This is a genomic window from Rhizobium favelukesii (assembly GCF_000577275.2).
In the GTDB taxonomy this organism is placed as follows: domain Bacteria; phylum Pseudomonadota; class Alphaproteobacteria; order Rhizobiales; family Rhizobiaceae; genus Rhizobium; species Rhizobium favelukesii.
This window is the reverse complement of sequence record NZ_HG916852.1, coordinates 1,565,209-1,583,855: the sequence shown is the minus strand read 5'-3', so window position 1 is coordinate 1,583,855 and position 18,647 is coordinate 1,565,209. Positions and strand designations below refer to the sequence as shown.

The following is an 18,647-nucleotide window of genomic DNA, read 5'->3' as shown; positions in this document are numbered from 1 at the left end:
GGTGACCTTTGGGGGAGCGCGGCATGAATGCAGTCGTCCTGTTCGGTATTGCCTTTGTCGGCGGTACGATCGTCGTAACACTAGTTTTCTATTTTCTGATGCGCCTGATCATGGGCAGCGATCCGACCGGCAAAGACAGGGAACTTGCCGGTGCCATCGTCATGCGGATCGCGTCACTGCACGCACTCATCCTGGCCCTCGTCTTCGCTCAGGAGATGATCGAGTATCAGCAGCTAAAATTTGAGAGTGTCACGGAAGCGAACGCGATCGCGGACGTCTATTTCGATGCGGATCGCTACGGCGCCGACGAGAAGGCCCCCATCCAGCAAGCGCTCTTCGAGTATGTGCAGATCGTCGTCGACGATGAGTGGCGCCTGCTCGGAGCCACGGGGCAGCTATCCCCCGCGGCGTGGAACAAGTGGGATAACGTCTATCAGCGTGTGCTCGACCTGACACCAACCAATGCGCGCCAACAGAGCATTCGCGAGCACATGCTCAGCGATGTGCACCGCATCGCCGAGGCCCGAGACAAACGGGAAAACAGCGGCACCGATTCCATTAGCATCATCTTCTGGTTCGCAGCGGTTTCCGGCGTCGTGTTCATGGCGCTCGGCTACTACCCCTATCCGCCGGATCCGCGAAACCTACTTCTACTTTCGGTGCTCGGCGCCTTCACCGGCATCATACTCTTCTTCATCTACGCATTCTCCGATCCCTACAATCCGCCGGCCACGCTGAAGCCGACAGCGTTTGAACGCCTGCTCGATGAATTGGCGACACCTCCGGCCTCCGGATAGGCTGACCGTCCGTGCCTATCGCGCCGTCAATGGCGAGCGCGCCTTCACGACCAGCGCGTTTCCCGGACCGTGCACGGCTGCGAAAAGTAGGCCAGCGAGGAAGGTGAAGTGATCGACGAAGAAGCCGAACTCCGCCTGATTGCCGCTCCAGTGGCTGGGGCCATGGAACGCAAACGCCAGGAAGACCACGTAGATGCCGGCCAGGAACGAGGCTTCTGAAAAGAAGGCCCCCGTGAGGAATGCAAGGGTCAGGGCAAGTTCGAAGATTGCCGCTATCCAGGCGAGGAAGAGCGGGAATGGAAAGCCTGCCGCGGCGATATAGCTTGCGGTGGACTGAATATCCATGAACTTGAAGCTCATGGCCATCGCGAAAACGGCGCCAAAGATCAGTCGCGCCAGCAGAATTGCAATCGTCTTGCTCATCTCGTCTCCCCCTCGGCCCGAAGCCGTTCAGCGTCATTGTCCAGACTTCCAGCTTCCCAGCACCTGCGATTGCGAAGCCTTCCCCCAAAGGACGCAGCTGAATCGTCCCTCCCGACATGCATCCGCCATCATTTTCGACTCCGCGATCCCGAGGGTCTCACGCCCAAGCCAAATGATCGGCCAGCACGCCGTCTATGACCTGCCACGACCTCTTGACGTCTACGGGATTTGCGCCTGTCATGCCGGCAACGACTATCAGGGACTTCCACAGCGTCCATCCGCGGCCTCGCGCCCACGTTCCCGCGTCCAGCGGGCGTGCCTTGCGAAAGACCTCGCGGCTCTCCCCCTCGAAAAGCTGCCAGGTGATTGCGAGATCACAGGCAGGGTCGCCAACGCCCGACGTCCCGAAATCGATGACGGCATCGAGCCGACCGTTTCTGATCAGAAGATTGCCGTAGGCGATGTCACCGTGGAACCAGACGGGTACACCTTGCCACGAAGTCGAAAGAGCTGAGTCCCAGACCTGCGTGGCCAGTTGCGTGTCGATCCGGCCATCCAGCCGCACAAGCGCCTCGCGCGTTTGCGCGTCGTAGACTTTCAGTGAACCGCCGCGGCGACGAGATCAACCCTGGGTTCGCCCTCGGCTCCTCGGACGTTGAATCAAGTTCCTAAGAGGATGATTCGGGATTTTCCAATAACCATCTGCAATTTCAGAAATTTTCTCCGGAGTGAACGCCTTCGGCGGGTCCGCTCCTTTATGCGATTTCTATATCTGCGCACCTACCCACGAATGGAATTCCTACCGTGAACGGCGTTAGCCTTCCCATGAAATGCGAAGGTTGAATGCCATGCGAAACTTCATGCTGTCGAACGCTCCTCTCACCCGCCCGCGCCGCCCGGCACCGAAAAGGCAGATGCGCGAACGACGTACGGCCCAGGCGCTCATCCTGTTCGGCGTCGTGCTTGCCGCGGTCGAACTCTACGTCATTCTCGGTGGACTTTGAGCCACCGGGATACCGGCAGACAGAGCATTGCGCCTAGGCGCCACGACGACTGCGCTCATAACGCCGTTTCGGGACGGAGCACTCGATCTTTCCAAAATGGAGCGATTGGCTGAGCGGCAGATCCGTGGCGGTGTTGACGGCCTTGCCGTCTGCACGCTGACTGGTGAGGGGCCGACACTCACCAGAAGCGAGCGCGCCGCAGTTATCCTTACTTGTGTTCGCTTCGCCGGCGGTCGTGTTCCCGTGATTGCCGCAACCGGCACGAATGCGACGGCAAGCACGATCGCGTTGACGCGCGATGCCGAAGAGTTGGGAGCGAGCGCAGCCCTTGTGACGCTGCCCTACTATTCGAAACCCAGCCAAAAGGGGATTGCCGGTCACTTCGCGCAGCTTGCGGCCGCGACGCACCTTCCCCTGATCGTTGAGAACAACCCGCTGCGCACGGCAATCGATGTGACCTTGCCTACACTCACGGCCCTTGCCGATATCCCGTCAATCGTCGGCATGCTCCTTGCCGACGGCAGCACCGCTGCACGGGCCATGCCTTCGGACTTATGCCAGCGCTTCCTGCGGCTTTCCGATCGGGACGCAACGGCGCTCTCGTTTCTGAGCACCGGTGTCCGCGGCATCATCTCGGCTGCTGCGAACGTATGCCCGCGTTTGTATGCATCGCTGCAGCAGGCGGCGCGCGGCGGCAACCTCTCGGCTGCGCGCCTGCTCGAGGACAGGCTGGCTCCGCTGACGACCGCGTTGGGTGCTGAGGTCGACCCCGCGGCGATTAAGCACGCGTTACAGACTTTGCAGCAGATCGATCCGGAGGTCCGTCTGCCTCTTCTGGCTCTTGATGACGATGGGAAACAGTCGGTATCGCAAGCGCTGGCGTGCCTCTCCGAGATCCAAAAAAGCGCCATATCTATATGATATTTTTATATTTTCTCTAGATCCAGCCAATGGAAGGTGGATGTCATTGCCACTAACGTCATGAACGTCGCAACCGCCTGTTCCCAAGGCAGAAGACAATTCGAAAGGAACATCGATGCCCTCTCTTCGATCTGCTTCAGCAATCGCCCCCCTCCAACGCCAGAACTCAGCGCGCTTTATCATCGGCAAGGATCGAAACGGCCGCTGGGTCGTACAAGACCGGAAGGGGCTCGTGGGAGGCGTATTCATCAGCGAGCAGGCCGCGCGCCATTTTGCAGCCGAGTGCGATCATCATCCCGAGCAGATTTGCCGCGCGGCCGAGGAGGTCGTCCTGCAGTTCAGCGCGCTCGACCGCGGCGACAACGACATCCACGAATCTGATACGAGTGGCGCCAGGTCGTTCGGTCCGCCGCAAATGGCGAACGCTTCCTTAACTGGAATGGGCTATGGTGTTGGCAGAGACGAGCCACGCCACAGACCGATGCCGAAACCGAACTTCCGTTTTACCCACTACGATCTGAAGGAACAGCGCGCCGGGACGATCATCGAGGTGACGTTGAACGCGGTCGCGAATGTTCGCCTGATGACGGCACCAAACTATCTGCGCTTTACCGAAGTTCTCGACTTCAAATATGTCGGCGGTGTCGCGCGCAAGTCTCCCATCCGTCTATCCATTCCCGACAGCGGACATTGGCATCTGGTCGTCGACATGGAAGGCCATCACGGGCTTGCGGAATCCGCCGTCAAACTTGTCGCGCCCGCTGGACAGGTCCGTGCCTCCTGATCAGCTCTGATTGCGTTCCTTCCTGAGCTTCGCCCACCATTCAAGCCGCTTGCGGATATCCCGCTCAAAGCCGCGCTCCGGCGGATCGTAGAAAGTCTGCCGGCCCATTTTCTCTGGGAAATAGTCCTGGCCGGAAAAGGCGTCCGGCTCGTCGTGGTCGTAGCGATAGCCCTCACCGTAGCCCTCCCCCTTCATCAGCTTTGTCGGTGCATTCAGGATGTGCTTCGGCGGCAGCAGGGAGCCATTCTGCTTGGCAGCCATCGTCGCGGCCTTGAAGGCTGTATAGACGGCGTTCGATTTCGGCGCAGTCGCCAGATAGACGCAAGCCTGCGCCAACGCCAGTTCGCCCTCCGGCGAACCGAGGTAGTCATAGGCATCTTTCGCGGCGTTGCAGATCACCAGCGCCTGCGGGTCGGCCAAGCCGATGTCTTCGACGGCCATGCGAACGAGCCGCCGGCCGAGGTAAAGCGGATCTTCGCCGGCGTCGAACATGCGAGCGAGATAGTAAAGCGCCGCATCGGGGTCGGAGCCGCGGACGGATTTATGCAGTGCAGAGATGAGATTGTAGTGCCCATCCTGCGCCTTGTCATAGACCGGGGCGCGACGCTGCACGATCCGGGTCAGGCCCTCCGTGTCGAAGGTTTCTCCATCCCGAGCAGCACGCCAAACCTCCTCCGCAAGGGTCAGCACGGCGCGACCGTCGCCGTCGGCCATTCGCAGCAGGCTTGCGCGCGCGTCTTCCGCCAGCGGCAATACCTTGCCCTCCACGGCCTCGGCACGCTTCAGCAATTCCTCAAGGCTTTCATCGTCGTGCGACTTGAACGTCAACACGCGAGCGCGCGACAACAAGGCCGCGTTGAGTTCGAAAGACGGATTCTCGGTGGTAGCGCCGACAAGGATGACCGTGCCGTCCTCCATGACAGGAAGGAAGCTGTCCTGCTGCGCCCTGTTGAAGCGATGGATCTCGTCGACGAAGAGTAGCGTTTGCCGGCCATCCATCCGGCGCATGCGCGCCGTTTCAAATACCTTCTTCAGATCCGCCACCCCGGAGAAAATCGCGGATATCTGCTCGAATGCGAGACCTGCCTCGCCCGACAGCAACCGGGCGACGGTGGTCTTGCCGGTTCCAGGCGGCCCCCAGAAGATCATCGAGCCGAGCGAGCCACTCTCGATCATGCGTCGCAATACACCGTCTTCACCGGTCAGGTGCTCCTGGCCGGTCACTTCCGAGAGTGTCCGGGGTCGCAGGCGATCGGCGAGAGGCCGCCGATTAGCGACCTCTTCGGGAATATGCGGTGCAAAAAGATCGTCGCTCATCGGAAAAACTGTCTGATGCGTTGGCCATCGCGCTCGATCTCGACGCGCCAGAAGCTCGGATCCTCGTCGGCGACGGCGGCCAGTTCCTTGGTCGTCCTAACTTCGGTGCCGTTGATCGAGATGATGATGTCCTTCGGCTCAAAGCCGAGGCGAGCGGCAAGGGAATCCTCCTTCACCTCGGAAACAACCACGCCGGTCGACTCCGAGGGCATACGAAGCTCGTCGGCGACGCGAGGCGACAGGTTTTCGACCACGGCGCCCGTAAAGGGCGTGCGGCCGCCGATCGTGCGCTGGTCGCGTGGAGCCGTCTCGGGCGCTCTGGCGAGTGCCAGCGCGATCTGCTGCTCGCGGCCGTTCTCAACCACGGTCAGCTGCACCGATTTGCCAAGCCCTGCCGTTGTCAGGCGATAGAGAAGCGCATCCGGATGCTCGACCGCAATGCCGTCGACGGCGGTCACGATTTCACCTGTCTTCAAACCAGCCTTCGCAGCCGGGCTGCCGTCACTCACCTTGACCACGAGGGCGCCGCGCGCCTTGTTGAGCCCGAGCGCCTCGGCAACCTCGGACGTCACCGCATCGAACGTCGCGCCGACATAGGGGCGCTCGAAGGATTTTACGCCCGCATCGGCCGAGGCGAGGAACACCTTGACCAGATTGGCGGGGATCGCAAAGCCGATTCCATTTGAGCCGCCGCCGCGCGAAAAGATCGCCGTGTTGATGCCGATCAGCTCGCCCTTCATGTTCATCAGCGCGCCGCCGGAATTGCCGGGGTTGATCGACGCGTCCGTCTGGATGAAGAAACCGAACTCGTTCTTGACGACCTGGTTGCGCGCCAGCGCCGAAACGATGCCACTCGTGACCGTCTGGCCGACACCGAATGGATTACCGATCGCCAGGACGAGATCGCCGACTTCGACGGCATCGGAATTGCCGAGCGGCAGCGTCGGGAAGCTTTCCTTCGTATCGACCTTGAGAACAGCGAGATCGACGCGGTCATCCCTCAAGACGACCTTGCACGGAAATTCCCGCCCGTCGGAGAGCGCAACCTTGATATCATCGGCGCCTTCCACGACGTGATTGTTCGTGACGATCGTTCCGTTTGCTTCAACGATGACGCCGGATCCCAGCGACGACTGCTTCTCGCTGCGGTTCGGCATCTGCTGACCGAAGAACTCCTCGAAGAAGGGATCGCCGGCAAAGGGAGACTGCCTGCGTACCGTCTTTTCCGCATAAACGTTTACGACGGCTCCGGACGTCTGTTTGACCAGCGGCGCGAAGGAAAGCTGCATCTCCATCTGGCTCTGCGGGACAGTCTTGGCCGTCTGAGCATTGGCGGAAACCGGTAGCGCGAGCACCAGAGCCACAAAAGGCAGGGCTGCGCGCTTCAACAGGTATTGCATGGGGAGTCCTTCTGAAATTCTCTTGTGAAGACGTTGTAGCGCCGGACGCTAGAAAGGAAAGAGGGCGGAAGCATGGAAGAATAAAGCAGCTCACGAACTGCTGAACACGCCTCGCAAATCGATTCAGGAAGGAGCTCCATGCAACTGATATCTAATGACAAAGGCGGTCAAAGTCACCCGTGAGAGACATCTTGACTCTACGGATGGCAGCGACGAGCCCTTCTCGGATGGCGATAGAGAACGTCTCCCCGTCAATTCATCCTGCAAACGCGACTCTGTTCTTGCCGAAGCCACGGCGTGCATCATCTACCCATGGGCAGCTCCACAGCGAATTGAACAGGAACTCATGCATGAGACGTCTCCGCAGCACACTTCTCCCTTTCGCGATATGTATCCATTGCACGGCCCTTGCCAGCATTTCCTATGCCGCGAGCTTCGACTGCGAGGCCAAGGAGTTGAAGCCGGACGAAAAGGTGATTTGCGAGAACCGCGCGCTGAACGACGCCGATGTGAAGATGGTGACGACCTTCGACCTGCTTTCCGGGCTGATGGCGATGGGTTCGCGCGGCACGTTGCAGGACGGGCAAACGGCCTGGCTGAAGAAACGCCAGGAATGCGCTTCCGATGCGGCTTGCATCAAGGCCGCCTACGACGAACGCCTGAAGCAGCTGGACGAGACCTATAAAAAATAAACCGGCCGCTTTAGCGACCGGTCCATCAATGCACGCCCTTGATCAGCAGTTCAGCGGCTGCCAAGGTCGCGAACGGCGCCGCGGTCGGCGCTGGTTGCGAAGGCAGCATAGGCCTTCAGCGCCGTCGTGACGTTGCGCTTGCGCTGCTCGGCCGGATGCCAGCCCTTCTCCTCCTGCTCGGCGCGGCGGTTCGCCAGTTCCTTGTCATCGACGCGCAGGCTGATGATGCGGTTCGGGATGTCGATGTCGATCATGTCGTCCTCGCAAACCAGACCGATGATGCCGCCGTTTGCGGCTTCCGGCGAGACGTGGCCGATGGAAAGGCCGGAGGTGCCTCCCGAAAACCGCCCGTCGGTGATCAGCGCGCACGCCTTGCCGAGGCCCTTCGACTTCAGATAGCTCGTCGGGTAGAGCATTTCCTGCATCCCGGGACCGCCCTTCGGACCTTCATAGCGGATGACGACGACATCGCCGGCCACGACCTGGTTCGACAGGATGGCCTTCACCGCTGCATCCTGGCTTTCATAAACCTTGGCCGGACCGGAGAATTTCAGGATCGATTCATCGACGCCCGCGGTTTTCACAATGCAGCCGTCGAGGGCGAGGTTGCCCTTGAGAACCGCAAGGCCTCCATCCTTCGAGAACGGATGTTCGACGGAGCGGATGACGCCCTTTTCGCGGTCCGTGTCCAGATCGTCCCAGCGCGCTTCTTGGCTGAAGGCAACCTGGGTCGGGATGCCGCCTGGCGCAGCGCGGTAGAAATTGCGGACGGTTTCGCTATTGGTGCGGGTGATGTCCCAACGATCGATCGCATCGCCAAGCGTTTCCGCATGGACCGTCGGGCATTCTCGGTTGAGCAGGCCGCCCTTATCCAGCTCGCCCAGGATCGACATAATGCCGCCGGCGCGATGAACGTCTTCCATGTGGACGTCGTTCTTTGCCGGGGCGACCTTGGAAAGGCAGGGAACGCGGCGCGACAGCGCGTCGATATCGGCCATCGTGAAATCGATCTCGCCTTCGTGCGCAGCCGCCAGGATGTGCAGGACGGTATTTGTCGAACCGCCCATGGCGATGTCGAGGGCCATCGCGTTCTCGAATGCCTGTTTGGAGGCGATCGTGCGCGGCAGAGCCTTGACATCGTCCTGCTCGTAGTAGCGGCGAGCTAGATCGACGATCAGGTGGCCGGCCTCGACGAATAGGCGCTTGCGGTCAGCGTGCGTTGCGAGCGTCGAGCCGTTGCCTGGCAGCGACAGGCCAAGCGCTTCGGTCAGGCAGTTCATTGAATTGGCGGTGAACATGCCGGAGCACGAGCCACAGGTCGGACAGGCCGAGCGCTCGATCACGTTGACATCTTCGTCGCTGATCTTGTCATCGGCGGCCGCGACCATCGCATCGACGAGATCGAGTGCATGCGTCTTGCCATGCAGGACCACCTTGCCGGCTTCCATCGGACCACCGGACACGAAGACCGTCGGGATGTTGAGGCGGAGCGACGCCATCAGCATGCCGGGAGTGATCTTGTCGCAATTGGAGATGCAGACCATGGCGTCGGCACAATGGGCGTTGACCATATATTCGACGCTGTCGGCGATCAGTTCGCGCGAGGGCAGCGAATAGAGCATGCCATCATGGCCCATGGCGATGCCGTCGTCGACGGCAATGGTGTTGAACTCCTTGGCGACACCACCGGCCGCTTCGATCTCGCGAGCGACAAGCTGGCCGAGGTCCTTAAGATGGACGTGACCGGGCACGAACTGGGTAAAAGAGTTCACCACCGCAATGATAGGCTTGCCAAAATCGGAGTCCTTCATGCCCGTGGCGCGCCAAAGGCCGCGCGCGCCCGCCATGTTGCGGCCGTGGGTCGTGGTTCTGGAACGATAAGCTGGCATGGCGTATTCCTCACGCGTCGTGAAATCGTCGGCGATGCAGGGCGGCAACGGTATTGCGCGGCCGGGCGATCGCTGATTTTTGGAATTGTCCTAATCCAAACGACCTGTACTGTCACTACCGGGAAGGCTGAAACCGGTACGCCTGCACGCATCGAGCATATACGGTCGCCGCAGTGGTTTTGTTACAGACTATTCCGCCAAACACCGTACACAAAAAGTTGGCTTTCCGCAGGCCTGTCGGTGGGCATAAACAATGATCCAAAGACGCATGTGACGCGTTGAAGGTTCAGGCCGAGCTCGAATGCTCAGGAGGTTTCAGATGCTATCCTATCGTCCCCCAAAGATCGCCACCTCGGAGATCACGCCGCAGCAGGTCTACCTGAGGCGTCGCGAGTTCCTCGGCGCTGCGACGCTGGGCGCCATGGCGCTCTACAGCGCCGGCAAGGCCAGTGCCGCAGCATTGTCGGTCATCGAAAGTAAATACACCGTCGACGAGAAGACGACGCCGCTCAAGGATGTCACGAGCTACAACAATTTCTATGAATTTGGGCTCGACAAGGGCGATCCCGCGGCACTTTCGGGCGACTTCAAGCCGCGGCCTTGGACGATCAAGGTCGACGGCATGGCCAACAAGCCCGGCACGTTCGACGTCGAAGCGCTGATGAAGGAATTTCCGATCGAGAGCCGCACCTATCGCATGCGGTGCGTCGAGGCTTGGTCGATGGTCATTCCGTGGGACGGCTTCCCCCTTGCCTCCCTGCTCGACAAGGTGGAGCCGCTCGGAAGCGCGAAGTACGTCGCTTTCGAGACGGTCGTGCGACCGGAGGAGATGCCGGGGCAGAAGGGCATCTTCCAGTCGCTGGACTGGCCCTATTTGGAAGGCCTGCGGCTGGACGAGGCACGCCATCCACTGACGCTGCTCGCCGTCGGCCTTTACGGCGAGACCTTGCCAAATCAGAACGGCGCTCCGATCCGCCTGGTCGTGCCGTGGAAATACGGCTTCAAAGGCATCAAGTCGATCGTGCGGATCACGCTGACCGACAGGGAGCCGAAGAACACCTGGCAGGTCACCAATCCGCAGGAATACGGCTTCTACGCCAACGTCAACCCCGAGGTCGATCATCCGCGCTGGAGCCAAGCAACAGAGCGGCGCATCGGCGAAAGTGGCTTCTTCGGTGCGAGCCGCCACCCCACACTGCCGTTCAACGGCTATGCCGACGAGGTGGCCAGCCTCTATAGCGGCATGGATCTAAAGGCGAATTTCTAATGACGGATTTCTCGCTCGCGCTTCCGAAACGCTGGCAGCCGGCATCCGTGTGGCTCCTTTACGTGGCGGGGCTCCTCCCTGCTGCCTGGACCTTCTATCTCGGGGCGACGGACCAGCTCGGCGCCGATCCGGTGAAGACCTTCGAACTCTTCCTGGGTCTGTGGGCGATCCGCTTCCTGATCCTGACGCTTGTCGTCAGCCCTGCCCGCGATCTGCTCGGCTGGAACTATCTCCGCTATCGCCGCGCTCTCGGCCTGCTCTGCTTCTACTACGTGGCGATGCACTTCACGGTCTACATGGTCCTCGACCAGGCCTTGATTTTTTCGGCTGTCATCAATGACGTGGTGAAGCGCCCCTTCATTATGTTCGGCATGGCGGGCCTGACGTTGCTTATTCCACTTGCCGTGACCTCCAACAATTTCTCGATCCGCCGCATGGGACCGAACTGGGTCCGCCTGCACCGCCTCGTCTACATCGTGGCAGCCTGCGGCGCGCTGCATTTCGCGCTGTCGACCAAACTCCTCGGCCTCGAGCAATCCATCTATATCGGTCTGCTGATCCTCTTGATCCTCTACCGCTCATGGCGGCCGATTGCCCGGAGTAGGAAGCGCGGGCAAGGTCGCGAGCGCACGCGGGCTCCTGCGACCGTGTCGTGATGCCACAGGTGCCCCATGCAGCCTTCCGCGGGCGGGCGCCAGGCGGATCGGGCACGCGTCCGGTCACGCTCCCGCCGCTGGCTGATTGATCATGGCTTCGATGTTGTAGCCATCGGGATCGAGAACGAAGCAGGCGTAATAATCAGGAGCATATTGCGGTCGTGGACCGGGAGCACCATTGTCCTTGGCACCGGCCTCGAGCGCGGCCTAGAAAGGGTCGACGTCCGTCTTCCTACGAGCTCGCAAGGCGACGTGCAGGCGCGTCAAAGGCGGCTCGCTGTCCGCCTGCTGGATCTCGAATAGGCTGCCGCCGCCAATAGCGAAAGCCCAGAATACGCTCACCTTACCGAAGGAAAGTTTGTACCCCAGCGATGCAAAAGCGCTTTCGTAGAACAGCTTGCTCTTCTGCAGATCACTCATTGCAATGGTTATGTGGTCGATCACGCTGCGCACTCCTTGGAGCGCCTGACGGCAGAGGCAAAGCCAACGCCGATCCGAAATTTGCTCGACAAGCATCCGATGGGTGCCCGATCTCGATATGCTCGTTGTCCGGATGCCCAGAAGAGCCTCTTCTGTGACCAGAGACCATCAGGCCGCGATCGAAAACACCGCTTTTGTCCCCGAACACAGCGCCCCAAACAAAAACAGCCGGGCTTCGCAGCCCGGCTGTTTTGATTCCGGCGAACCGGAAATGATTAAGCGGCTTCAGCTGCAGTCGCTTCGGCTTCTACGCGAGCCTTGTCGGCTGCGCCCTTGGCGTGGGTGTCGCGGTCAACGAATTCGATGACGGCGAGAGCAGCGTTGTCGCCCTGGCGGAAGCCAGCCTTCATGATACGCAGGTAGCCGCCGTTGCGGGTTGCGTAGCGCGAAGCGATCGTGTCGAAGAGCTTCGAAACGACAGCGGCGTCGCGGATCTGCGAGATCGCCTGACGGCGAGCGTGCAGGTCACCGCGCTTGCCGAGGGTGACGAGCTTTTCAACGATCGGACGGATTTCCTTTGCCTTCGGCAGGGTGGTCACGATCTGCTCATGGGTGATGAGCGAAGCCGCCATGTTGGCAAACATTGCCTTGCGGTGGCTAGCGGTTCTATTCAGCTTGCGGCCGGCTTTACCGTGGCGCATTGCTATTCTCCTTCACTTGCAGGCATCCGCCTGCCGTTTGAACCTGCGCATGTCCCGCTCCGGCTCCAGCCGGAGCGACAAGGCATATGCGCCATTTAACATGCTAAGGCCAAGCTTTATGCGCTCCGCAGGAGCGCTTGCGGCCTTAGTATTGGTCTTCGTAGCGCTTGGCGAGATCTTCGATGTTCTCAGGCGGCCATGCCGGCACTTCCATGCCGAGGTGCAGGCCCATGGAAGCGAGAACTTCCTTGATTTCGTTCAGCGACTTGCGACCAAAATTCGGCGTGCGGAGCATTTCTGCTTCGGTCTTCTGAATGAGGTCACCGATGTAGACGATGTTGTCGTTCTTCAGGCAGTTTGCCGAGCGAACAGACAGTTCGAGTTCGTCCACCTTCTTGAGGAGCGCCGGGTTGAAAGCGAGTTCGGTAACTGCTTCCTCTTCGGTTTCCTTCTGCGGCTCGTCGAAGTTGACGAACACGCCAAGCTGATCCTGGAGAATGCGAGCCGCGAAAGCGACGGCATCTTCGCCGGAGATCGAACCGTCGGTCTCGATCGTCATGTTCAGCTTGTCGTAGTCGAGAACCTGTCCTTCACGGGTATTTTCTACCTTGTAGGACACCTTCTTGACCGGCGAATAAAGGCTGTCGACCGGGATGAGACCGATCGGAGCATCTTCCGCACGATTGCGATCGGCCGGAACATAGCCCTTGCCGTTGTTGACGGTGAATTCCATACGAATTTCCGCACCCTCGTCGAGCGTGCAGATGACATGCTCGGGGTTGAGGATTTCAATGTCACCGACCGTCTGGATGTCGCCAGCCGTTACAACGCCAGGGCCCTGCTTACGCACGACCATGCGCTTTGCGTCATCGCCATCCATCTTGATGGCGATTTCCTTGATGTTGAGCACGATGTCCGTCACGTCTTCGCGGACGCCCGGGATCGACGAGAACTCATGCAGCACGCCATCGATCTGCACAGCCGTGACTGCGGCACCGCGCAGCGAGGACAGCAGAACGCGGCGAAGCGCGTTACCGAGGGTGAGGCCGAAACCACGCTCAAGCGGCTCTGCTACGAGCGTCGCCTTGATGCGCGAGCTCGACGAGAACTCGACCTTGTTCGGCTTGATCAATTCCTGCCAGTTTTTCTGAATCATATTTTTGCCTTCCGTTCGTTGCCACCATCCAATCGTGGCAACCGAGCTTGAGAAGCACCGGGGGCGAAAATCCGCTCACCGGCGTTGTGAGTGGCGATGATCAGACGCGGCGCTTCTTGCGCGGGCGGCAGCCATTGTGCGGGATCGGCGTCACGTCGCGGATGGACGTGATCATGAAACCAGCAGCCTGGAGCGCGCGCAGAGCGGATTCGCGACCCGAACCCGGACCGCAAACTTCGACTTCCAGCGACTTCATGCCATGTTCCTGAGCCTTCTTGGCGCAGTCTTCAGCAGCGATCTGGGCAGCGAACGGGGTTGACTTGCGCGAGCCCTTGAAGCCCTTGGCGCCAGCCGACGACCAGGCAATCGCGTTGCCCTGTGCGTCAGTGATGGTGATCATCGTGTTGTTGAAGGTCGAATTGACGTGGGCAACACCCGACGAAATGTTTTTACGTTCGCGACGGCGAACGCGTACGGCTTCCTTGGCCATCTAAATCCCTTTCTTGGATCTCTTCACCGCCGTAATGCCAGCGGCTACACCGGAACGAGACCTTGCGGCCCTGCCCGAAACTCAAAAGAGGCCGGCGCAGACCGCCAGCCCCCTCACCTCCGGTTTCCCGGAAATTACTTCTTCTTACCAGCGATAGCCTTTGCCGGGCCCTTGCGGGTACGAGCATTGGTGTGCGTGCGCTGACCGCGGACCGGAAGACCACGGCGATGACGCAGGCCGCGGTAGCAACCGAGGTCCATCAGACGCTTGATGTTCATCGAGGTTTCGCGACGCAGGTCACCTTCGACCTGATAGTCACGGTCGATGGTTTCACGGATCTGCAGGACTTCGGAGTCCGTCAGCTGATGGACGCGCTTGTCAGCCGGCAGGCCAACCTTTTCCATGATTTCCTGCGCGAATTTTGAACCGATCCCGTGAATGTACGTCAGCGCGATAACGACGCGCTTCGCAGTCGGGATGTTGACGCCAGCGATACGTGCCACGCCTATTCTCCTTGCGTTCCCGTTGCCATCCGGCAAGAGGTTTTTCGTTGCGCAGCCGAACCGGCCGCTCGTTCAAATTTGGGTTCGTACATGTCAAAAAGACCGAACCCGGACTTCCCTGGAAATCCGCGCCGATCGCATCAAATGTCGCGAGTTGGCGCGGTGTTTAGCGGAATCAGTGCTGAAAAGCAACCGCTTCCGCCAAGTTTATTTTCAAAGACTAAAGCTTCGAAAGTACCTTATCGATCTCGCCGGTGACGTGATCGATGTCCGCCATGCCATCGACCGACCTCAACTTGCCCTTGGCATAGTAGTAGCCGATCAGTGGAGATGTCTCCTTGTAGTAGGCCTGCAGGCGCGTGACGACCGTTTCACGGTTGTCGTCGGGACGGCGCTTGAAGTGTGTCGAGCCGCAACGGTCGCAGACGCCTTCTACCTTCGGCTTGACGTTGGTGTCGTGGTAGCCTGCACCGCAGTTGGCGCAGGTGTAGCGTCCGGAGACGCGGTCGGCGAGGACGTTGTCGTCGACCTGGATCTCGATCACGGTGGAGAGTTCCAGGCCCTTGCTCTTCAGCATGGTTTCCGTGGCGTCGGCCTGAACCAGCGTGCGCGGAAAACCGTCGAGAATGAAACCCTTGCCGCAATCTGGAGCATCCAGACGCTCGGAGACGATGGCATTGACGATCTCATCGGAGACAAGCTTGCCGGCGTCCATGACGGCCTTTGCCCGCATGCCTACCTCCGTACCAGCCGCAACGGCAGCACGGAGCATGTCACCCGTGGAGAGTTGCGGAATTCCGTACTTCTCCACGATCCGCTGAGCCTGGGTCCCCTTACCCGCACCCGGCGGCCCTAACAGTATGAGTCTCATCGCCCCCTCTTTCCTCCGCGCAACTTCGATTTCTTGATCAGGCCTTCGTACTGCTGTGCGATCAGATGACCCTGAATCTGTGCCACCGTATCGAGAGTTACGCTAACCACGATCAAGAGCGAAGTGCCACCCAGGGACAACGGAATGCCCGTTTGCGACACAAGAATTTCAGGCAGAATGCACACGAAAACGAGGTAGATCGCGCCAATTACCGTAATGCGGGTCAGCACGTAGTCGATATATTCTGCGGTCCGCTCACCCGGACGGATACCGGGGATGAAGCCGCCATGCTTCTTCAAATTGTCGGCCGTGTCCTTCGGGTTGAAGACGATCGCCGTGTAGAAGAAGGCGAAGAAAGCGATCAGCATGCCATAGAAAAGCATGTAGAGCGGCTGGCCGTGCCCAAGCGCGGCCACAATCGAGGTTGCCCATGCAGGCAAGGACGAGGTGTTTGCGAAGCCTGCGAGCGTCGCTGGCAGCAACAGCAGCGAGGACGCGAAGATCGCCGGGATAACACCCGAGGTGTTGAGCTTCAGCGGCAGATGCGAGGTATCGCCCTGGAACATGCGGTTGCCGACCTGACGCTTCGGATACTGGATCAGAAGGCGGCGCTGCGCGCGTTCGACGAAAACGATGATGGCGATGACCCCAATCGCGACGAGGATGACCGCGAGAATTAGCGTCGTCGACAGGGCGCCTGTGCGGCCGAGTTCAAGGGTGCCAGCAAGAGCCTGCGGAAGGCCGGCTGCGATCCCTGCGAAAATGATCAGGGAAATGCCGTTACCAATGCCGCGCGAGGTGATCTGCTCGCCGAGCCACATCAGGAACATCGTGCCGCCGAGCAGCGTAACAACCGTGGAAACGCGGAAGAAGATGCCCGGATCGACAACCAGGCCGTTGCCGCTCTCAAGACCGACGGAAATGCCGTAGGCCTGAAGCGCACCGAGGAGGACCGTACCGTAGCGCGTGTACTGGTTGATGATCTTGCGGCCCTGTTCGCCTTCCTTCTTCAGGTTTTCGAGCGCCGGGACGACCGAGGTCATCAGCTGCACGATGATCGAAGCAGAAATGTAAGGCATGATGCCGAGCGCAAAGATTGCCATGCGCTGCACGGCACCACCCGAGAACATGTTGAAGAGGCCGAGAATGCCTCCCGCCTGGCCACGGAAGGCCTGGGCATAAGCTTCTGGATTGAGGCCTGGGAGCGGAATGTGCGTACCCAGCCGGTACACGAGGAGAGCTGCCAGTGTGAACCACAGGCGCTTCTTGAGATCCTCGGCTTTGGCGAAGGTCGAGAAATTGAGGTTGGAAGCCAACTGTTCCGCTGCAGACGCCATGCGTTTCTCCGCGCTACCAATTTCGGGCTCAAGCCAAGCGAGGTGCCGGACCCGGAATCAGCATTCTGAATTATTCAAAAGCGGGCTTCGGACGGATTGCGGACGCAACCTATGCCTCACCCATGTGTTCGTTCCTACCGCCCATGACGCACGTGCGTCCAGCCGGTTTTTGTGAGGCTCACATATGGGAGCAAAATCGCCCGGTGTGAAGCACCCCGGGCGACTTATCATAAGATTAATTATTCTGCAGCTGCGGCAGAAAGAAGCGTGACGGAACCGCCTGCCTTTTCGATCTTTTCGATCGCCGGCTTGGAAGCGCCAGCAACTTCGAACTTGACCTTTGCCTTCAGCTCGCCGTCTGCGAGAACGCGAACACCGTCCTTGACGCGGCGGATAACGCCGGCAGCCTTCAGAGCTGTTGCGTCGACAGTTGCCTTCGCGTCGAGCTTGCCAGCGTCGATGGCAGCCTGAACACGCTCAAGCGACACGACGACGAAGTCGGCCTTGAAGATGTTGTTGAAGCCGCGCTTCGGCAGGCGACGGTAGATTGGCATCTGACCGCCTTCAAAACCGTTGATGGCAACGCCAGAACGGGACTTCTGACCCTTTACACCGCGACCACCGGTCTTGCCCGAACCCGAACCAATACCGCGGCCAAGGCGCTTGCGGCTGTGGGTTGAACCTTCGTTGTCTTTGATTTCATTGAGTTTCATAGTGAATCTCCCGGCTTACTTCTCGTCGACGACGCGAACGAGATGCTGGACAGCACGGATCATGCCACGAACGGAAGGGGTATCTTCCAGCGTGCGGCGACGGTGCATCTTGTTAAGTCCGAGGCCAATCAGCGTGCGCTGCTGGACGTCCGGACGACGAATCGGGCTGCCGATCTGTTCGACAGTAACCGTCTTCGCTTCAGTCTTCTTGGTAGCCTTAGCCATCTGTCAGACTCCTCTTATTCTTCAGAGGCATTGCCAGAAGCGGCACGGCGAGCCTGGAGCGTTGCATACTTGATGCCGCGCTGAGCTGCGATGTCCTTCGGGTGAACCTGGTGCTTCAGGGCGTCGAAGGTAGCGCGAACCATGTTGTATGGGTTCGAGGAACCGGTCGACTTGGCGACGACGTCGTGAACGCCGAGCGTTTCGAAAACGGCGCGCATCGGGCCACCGGCGATGATACCGGTACCGACCTTGGCCGAACGAAGCAGAACCTTGCCAGCGCCATGGCGGCCATGAACGTCGTGATGCAGCGTACGGCCGTCACGCAGCGGTACGAAGATCAGTTCGCGCTTAGCGGCTTCAGTCGCCTTGCGGATTGCTTCCGGCACTTCGCGCGCCTTGCCGTGACCGAAGCCAACGCGGCCCTTCTGGTCACCTACGACGACGAGAGCGGCGAAACCGAAACGGCGGCCACCCTTTACAACCTTGGCAACGCGATTGATCGCGACCAGCTTGTCGACGAATTCGCTATCGCGTTCTTCGCGGTTCTGGCGATCGTCGCGAGAACCTCTTCTTTCCTGTGCCATTGTCCTTTTCCTTTTTCTTTTCCGGGTGCAATCGGCAAACAAAACGAAGACCGCATCGGCCTCCCCTTTCGAGACGCCTGCGGTCCGGTGAGATCCGGCCGGTGCCCTAGGGCTTGCCGGCCGGAAACTTTATTAGAAGGACAGACCGCCTTCGCGGGCTGCTTCTGCCAGAGCCTTGATACGGCCGTGGTAGATGAAGGCGCCACGGTCGAATACCACGTCCTTGACGCCTGCCTTCGATGCGCGCTCAGCAACGAGCTTGCCTACGAGGGTCGCTGCTGCCGTGTCAGCACCGGTCTTCAGAGAACCGCGCAGATCCTTGTCGAGGGTCGAGGCAGACGCGAGCGTCTTACCGGCGACATCGTCAATGATCTGAGCATAGATGTTCTTCGACGAGCGATGAACCGACAGGCGCGGCCGACCGTTGGCCACCGACTTGAGGTGACGACGCACGCGGTTGGCACGACGTGCAAGTGCTTCTTTCCTGCTAGCCATTT

19 protein-coding genes and 3 pseudogenes are annotated in these 18,647 nt (G+C 59.9%); 6 read left to right on the top strand and 16 right to left on the bottom strand.

Features of this window, described 5'->3' with window-relative positions; translation table 11 throughout:
• The first annotated feature begins 23 nt into the window (after positions 1 to 23).
• A complete protein-coding gene (locus LPU83_RS46295) occupies positions 24 to 797 on the top strand; it encodes a bestrophin-like domain (protein WP_037069378.1) in 774 nt (257 codons plus the stop codon).
• Between the two features lie 15 nt (positions 798 to 812).
• Here LPU83_RS46295 and LPU83_RS46290 read toward each other — a convergent pair whose 3' ends face one another.
• Positions 813 to 1,220 carry a DoxX family protein gene (locus LPU83_RS46290; protein ID WP_024314754.1) on the bottom strand — a complete coding sequence of 136 codons (408 nt, stop codon included), beginning with the start codon at positions 1,218 to 1,220 and terminating at the stop codon, positions 813 to 815.
• A 157-nt stretch (positions 1,221 to 1,377) separates the two neighbouring features.
• A pseudogene (locus LPU83_RS46285) lies at positions 1,378 to 1,833 on the bottom strand (phosphotransferase); the annotation flags it as partial.
• Between the two features lie 400 nt (positions 1,834 to 2,233).
• Here LPU83_RS46285 and dapA point away from each other — a divergent pair.
• Positions 2,234 to 3,145, top strand: a complete 912-nt coding sequence (gene dapA, locus LPU83_RS46280; protein ID WP_037069375.1) for a 4-hydroxy-tetrahydrodipicolinate synthase — start codon at positions 2,234 to 2,236, stop codon at positions 3,143 to 3,145.
• Between the two features lie 481 nt (positions 3,146 to 3,626).
• Positions 3,627 to 3,929: a DUF1883 domain-containing protein gene (locus tag LPU83_RS46270; protein ID WP_024314757.1), complete on the top strand. Its 303-nt coding sequence runs from the start codon at positions 3,627 to 3,629 to the stop codon at positions 3,927 to 3,929.
• Here the strand turns inward: LPU83_RS46270 and LPU83_RS46265 are convergent, their stop codons facing one another.
• Together LPU83_RS46265 and LPU83_RS46260 are read right to left on the bottom strand one after the other, a co-directional pair.
• Positions 3,930 to 5,246, bottom strand: coding sequence for a replication-associated recombination protein A (locus LPU83_RS46265; protein ID WP_024314758.1), 1,317 nt, complete (start codon positions 5,244 to 5,246; stop codon positions 3,930 to 3,932).
• The gene (locus tag LPU83_RS46260) at positions 5,243 to 6,646 is read right to left on the bottom strand and encodes a DegQ family serine endoprotease (RefSeq protein WP_024314759.1); all 1,404 of its coding nucleotides are present in this window, start codon (positions 6,644 to 6,646) and stop codon (positions 5,243 to 5,245) included. The genes LPU83_RS46265 and LPU83_RS46260 overlap by 4 nt, the downstream gene beginning before the upstream one ends.
• A gap of 350 nt (positions 6,647 to 6,996) precedes the next feature.
• Here LPU83_RS46260 and LPU83_RS46255 point away from each other — a divergent pair.
• Positions 6,997 to 7,352 (top strand): annotated as a pseudogene (locus tag LPU83_RS46255) (lysozyme inhibitor LprI family protein).
• 36 nt (positions 7,353 to 7,388) lie between these two features.
• Here LPU83_RS46255 and ilvD read toward each other — a convergent pair.
• Complete coding sequence (gene ilvD / locus LPU83_RS46250) at positions 7,389 to 9,227, bottom strand: dihydroxy-acid dehydratase (RefSeq protein ID WP_024314760.1); 1,839 nt, start codon at positions 9,225 to 9,227, stop codon at positions 7,389 to 7,391.
• A gap of 319 nt (positions 9,228 to 9,546) precedes the next feature.
• On the opposite strand from ilvD, the gene msrP reads away from it, so the two are divergent.
• Entirely contained in the window at positions 9,547 to 10,494 is a 948-nt protein-coding gene (gene msrP, locus LPU83_RS46245) for a protein-methionine-sulfoxide reductase catalytic subunit MsrP (protein WP_024314761.1), read from the top strand.
• Positions 10,494 to 11,150 (top strand): protein-methionine-sulfoxide reductase heme-binding subunit MsrQ, encoded by a 657-nt coding sequence (msrQ, locus tag LPU83_RS46240; protein ID WP_024314762.1) that lies wholly within the window; start codon positions 10,494 to 10,496, stop codon positions 11,148 to 11,150. The genes msrP and msrQ overlap by 1 nt, the downstream gene beginning before the upstream one ends.
• 63 nt (positions 11,151 to 11,213) lie before the next feature.
• Here the strand turns inward: msrQ and LPU83_RS46235 are convergent.
• The 11 genes and pseudogenes from LPU83_RS46235 to rplR all read right to left on the bottom strand — a co-directional run bounded on the left by LPU83_RS46235 (position 11,214) and on the right by rplR (position 18,645).
• A pseudogene (locus LPU83_RS46235) lies at positions 11,214 to 11,594 on the bottom strand (VOC family protein).
• A gap of 251 nt (positions 11,595 to 11,845) precedes the next feature.
• Entirely contained in the window at positions 11,846 to 12,271 is a 426-nt protein-coding gene (rplQ, locus tag LPU83_RS46230) for a 50S ribosomal protein L17 (RefSeq protein ID WP_024314763.1), read from the bottom strand.
• 145 nt (positions 12,272 to 12,416) lie between these two features.
• Entirely contained in the window at positions 12,417 to 13,427 is a 1,011-nt protein-coding gene (locus LPU83_RS46225) for a DNA-directed RNA polymerase subunit alpha (RefSeq protein WP_024314764.1), read from the bottom strand.
• A 100-nt stretch (positions 13,428 to 13,527) separates the two neighbouring features.
• Positions 13,528 to 13,917 (bottom strand): 30S ribosomal protein S11, encoded by a 390-nt coding sequence (gene rpsK, locus LPU83_RS46220; RefSeq protein ID WP_003547577.1) that lies wholly within the window; start codon positions 13,915 to 13,917, stop codon positions 13,528 to 13,530.
• A 134-nt stretch (positions 13,918 to 14,051) separates the two neighbouring features.
• Positions 14,052 to 14,420, bottom strand: a complete 369-nt coding sequence (rpsM, locus tag LPU83_RS46215; protein ID WP_024314765.1) for a 30S ribosomal protein S13 — start codon at positions 14,418 to 14,420, stop codon at positions 14,052 to 14,054.
• Between the two features lie 220 nt (positions 14,421 to 14,640).
• Complete coding sequence (locus LPU83_RS46210) at positions 14,641 to 15,291, bottom strand: adenylate kinase (protein ID WP_024314766.1); 651 nt, start codon at positions 15,289 to 15,291, stop codon at positions 14,641 to 14,643.
• Positions 15,288 to 16,628 (bottom strand): preprotein translocase subunit SecY, encoded by a 1,341-nt coding sequence (secY, locus tag LPU83_RS46205; RefSeq protein WP_024314767.1) that lies wholly within the window; start codon positions 16,626 to 16,628, stop codon positions 15,288 to 15,290. The genes LPU83_RS46210 and secY overlap by 4 nt, the downstream gene beginning before the upstream one ends.
• Before the next feature lie 239 nt (positions 16,629 to 16,867).
• Positions 16,868 to 17,341 carry a 50S ribosomal protein L15 gene (rplO, locus tag LPU83_RS46200; protein ID WP_024314768.1) on the bottom strand — a complete coding sequence of 158 codons (474 nt, stop codon included), beginning with the start codon at positions 17,339 to 17,341 and terminating at the stop codon, positions 16,868 to 16,870.
• A gap of 15 nt (positions 17,342 to 17,356) precedes the next feature.
• A complete protein-coding gene (gene rpmD / locus LPU83_RS46195; protein WP_007531681.1) occupies positions 17,357 to 17,566 on the bottom strand; it encodes a 50S ribosomal protein L30 in 210 nt (69 codons plus the stop codon).
• 14 nt (positions 17,567 to 17,580) lie between these two features.
• On the bottom strand, positions 17,581 to 18,150 hold the full coding sequence (gene rpsE / locus LPU83_RS46190) for a 30S ribosomal protein S5 (protein ID WP_016553561.1): 570 nt from the start codon (positions 18,148 to 18,150) through the stop codon (positions 17,581 to 17,583).
• Positions 18,151 to 18,282: 132 nt separating this feature from the next.
• Positions 18,283 to 18,645, bottom strand: a complete 363-nt coding sequence (gene rplR / locus LPU83_RS46185) for a 50S ribosomal protein L18 (protein WP_024314769.1) — start codon at positions 18,643 to 18,645, stop codon at positions 18,283 to 18,285.
• Positions 18,646 to 18,647: the final 2 nt, after the last annotated feature.

Excerpts from the sequence above, each read along its gene's own strand:
- secY (WP_024314767.1), bottom strand. The coding sequence starts at position 16,628 with ATGGCGTCTGCAGCGGAACAGTTGGCTTCCAACCTCAATTTCTCGACC.
- LPU83_RS46260 (WP_024314759.1), bottom strand. The coding sequence starts at position 6,646 with ATGCAATACCTGTTGAAGCGCGCAGCCCTGCCTTTTGTGGCTCTGGTG.
- msrP (WP_024314761.1), top strand. The coding sequence starts at position 9,547 with ATGCTATCCTATCGTCCCCCAAAGATCGCCACCTCGGAGATCACGCCG.
- LPU83_RS46265 (WP_024314758.1), bottom strand. The coding sequence starts at position 5,246 with ATGAGCGACGATCTTTTTGCACCGCATATTCCCGAAGAGGTCGCTAAT.
- rpsK (WP_003547577.1), bottom strand. The coding sequence starts at position 13,917 with ATGGCCAAGGAAGCCGTACGCGTTCGCCGTCGCGAACGTAAAAACATT.
- rplQ (WP_024314763.1), bottom strand. The coding sequence starts at position 12,271 with ATGCGCCACGGTAAAGCCGGCCGCAAGCTGAATAGAACCGCTAGCCAC.
- ilvD (WP_024314760.1), bottom strand. The coding sequence starts at position 9,227 with ATGCCAGCTTATCGTTCCAGAACCACGACCCACGGCCGCAACATGGCG.
- msrQ (WP_024314762.1), top strand. The coding sequence starts at position 10,494 with ATGACGGATTTCTCGCTCGCGCTTCCGAAACGCTGGCAGCCGGCATCC.
- LPU83_RS46210 (WP_024314766.1), bottom strand. The coding sequence starts at position 15,291 with ATGAGACTCATACTGTTAGGGCCGCCGGGTGCGGGTAAGGGGACCCAG.
- rpsE (WP_016553561.1), bottom strand. The coding sequence starts at position 18,150 with ATGGCACAGGAAAGAAGAGGTTCTCGCGACGATCGCCAGAACCGCGAA.
- LPU83_RS46290 (WP_024314754.1), bottom strand. The coding sequence starts at position 1,220 with ATGAGCAAGACGATTGCAATTCTGCTGGCGCGACTGATCTTTGGCGCC.
- LPU83_RS46225 (WP_024314764.1), bottom strand. The coding sequence starts at position 13,427 with ATGATTCAGAAAAACTGGCAGGAATTGATCAAGCCGAACAAGGTCGAG.
- rplR (WP_024314769.1), bottom strand. The coding sequence starts at position 18,645 with ATGGCTAGCAGGAAAGAAGCACTTGCACGTCGTGCCAACCGCGTGCGT.
- LPU83_RS46295 (WP_037069378.1), top strand. The coding sequence starts at position 24 with ATGAATGCAGTCGTCCTGTTCGGTATTGCCTTTGTCGGCGGTACGATC.
- rplO (WP_024314768.1), bottom strand. The coding sequence starts at position 17,341 with ATGAAACTCAATGAAATCAAAGACAACGAAGGTTCAACCCACAGCCGC.
- LPU83_RS46270 (WP_024314757.1), top strand. The coding sequence starts at position 3,627 with ATGCCGAAACCGAACTTCCGTTTTACCCACTACGATCTGAAGGAACAG.
- rpmD (WP_007531681.1), bottom strand. The coding sequence starts at position 17,566 with ATGGCTAAGGCTACCAAGAAGACTGAAGCGAAGACGGTTACTGTCGAA.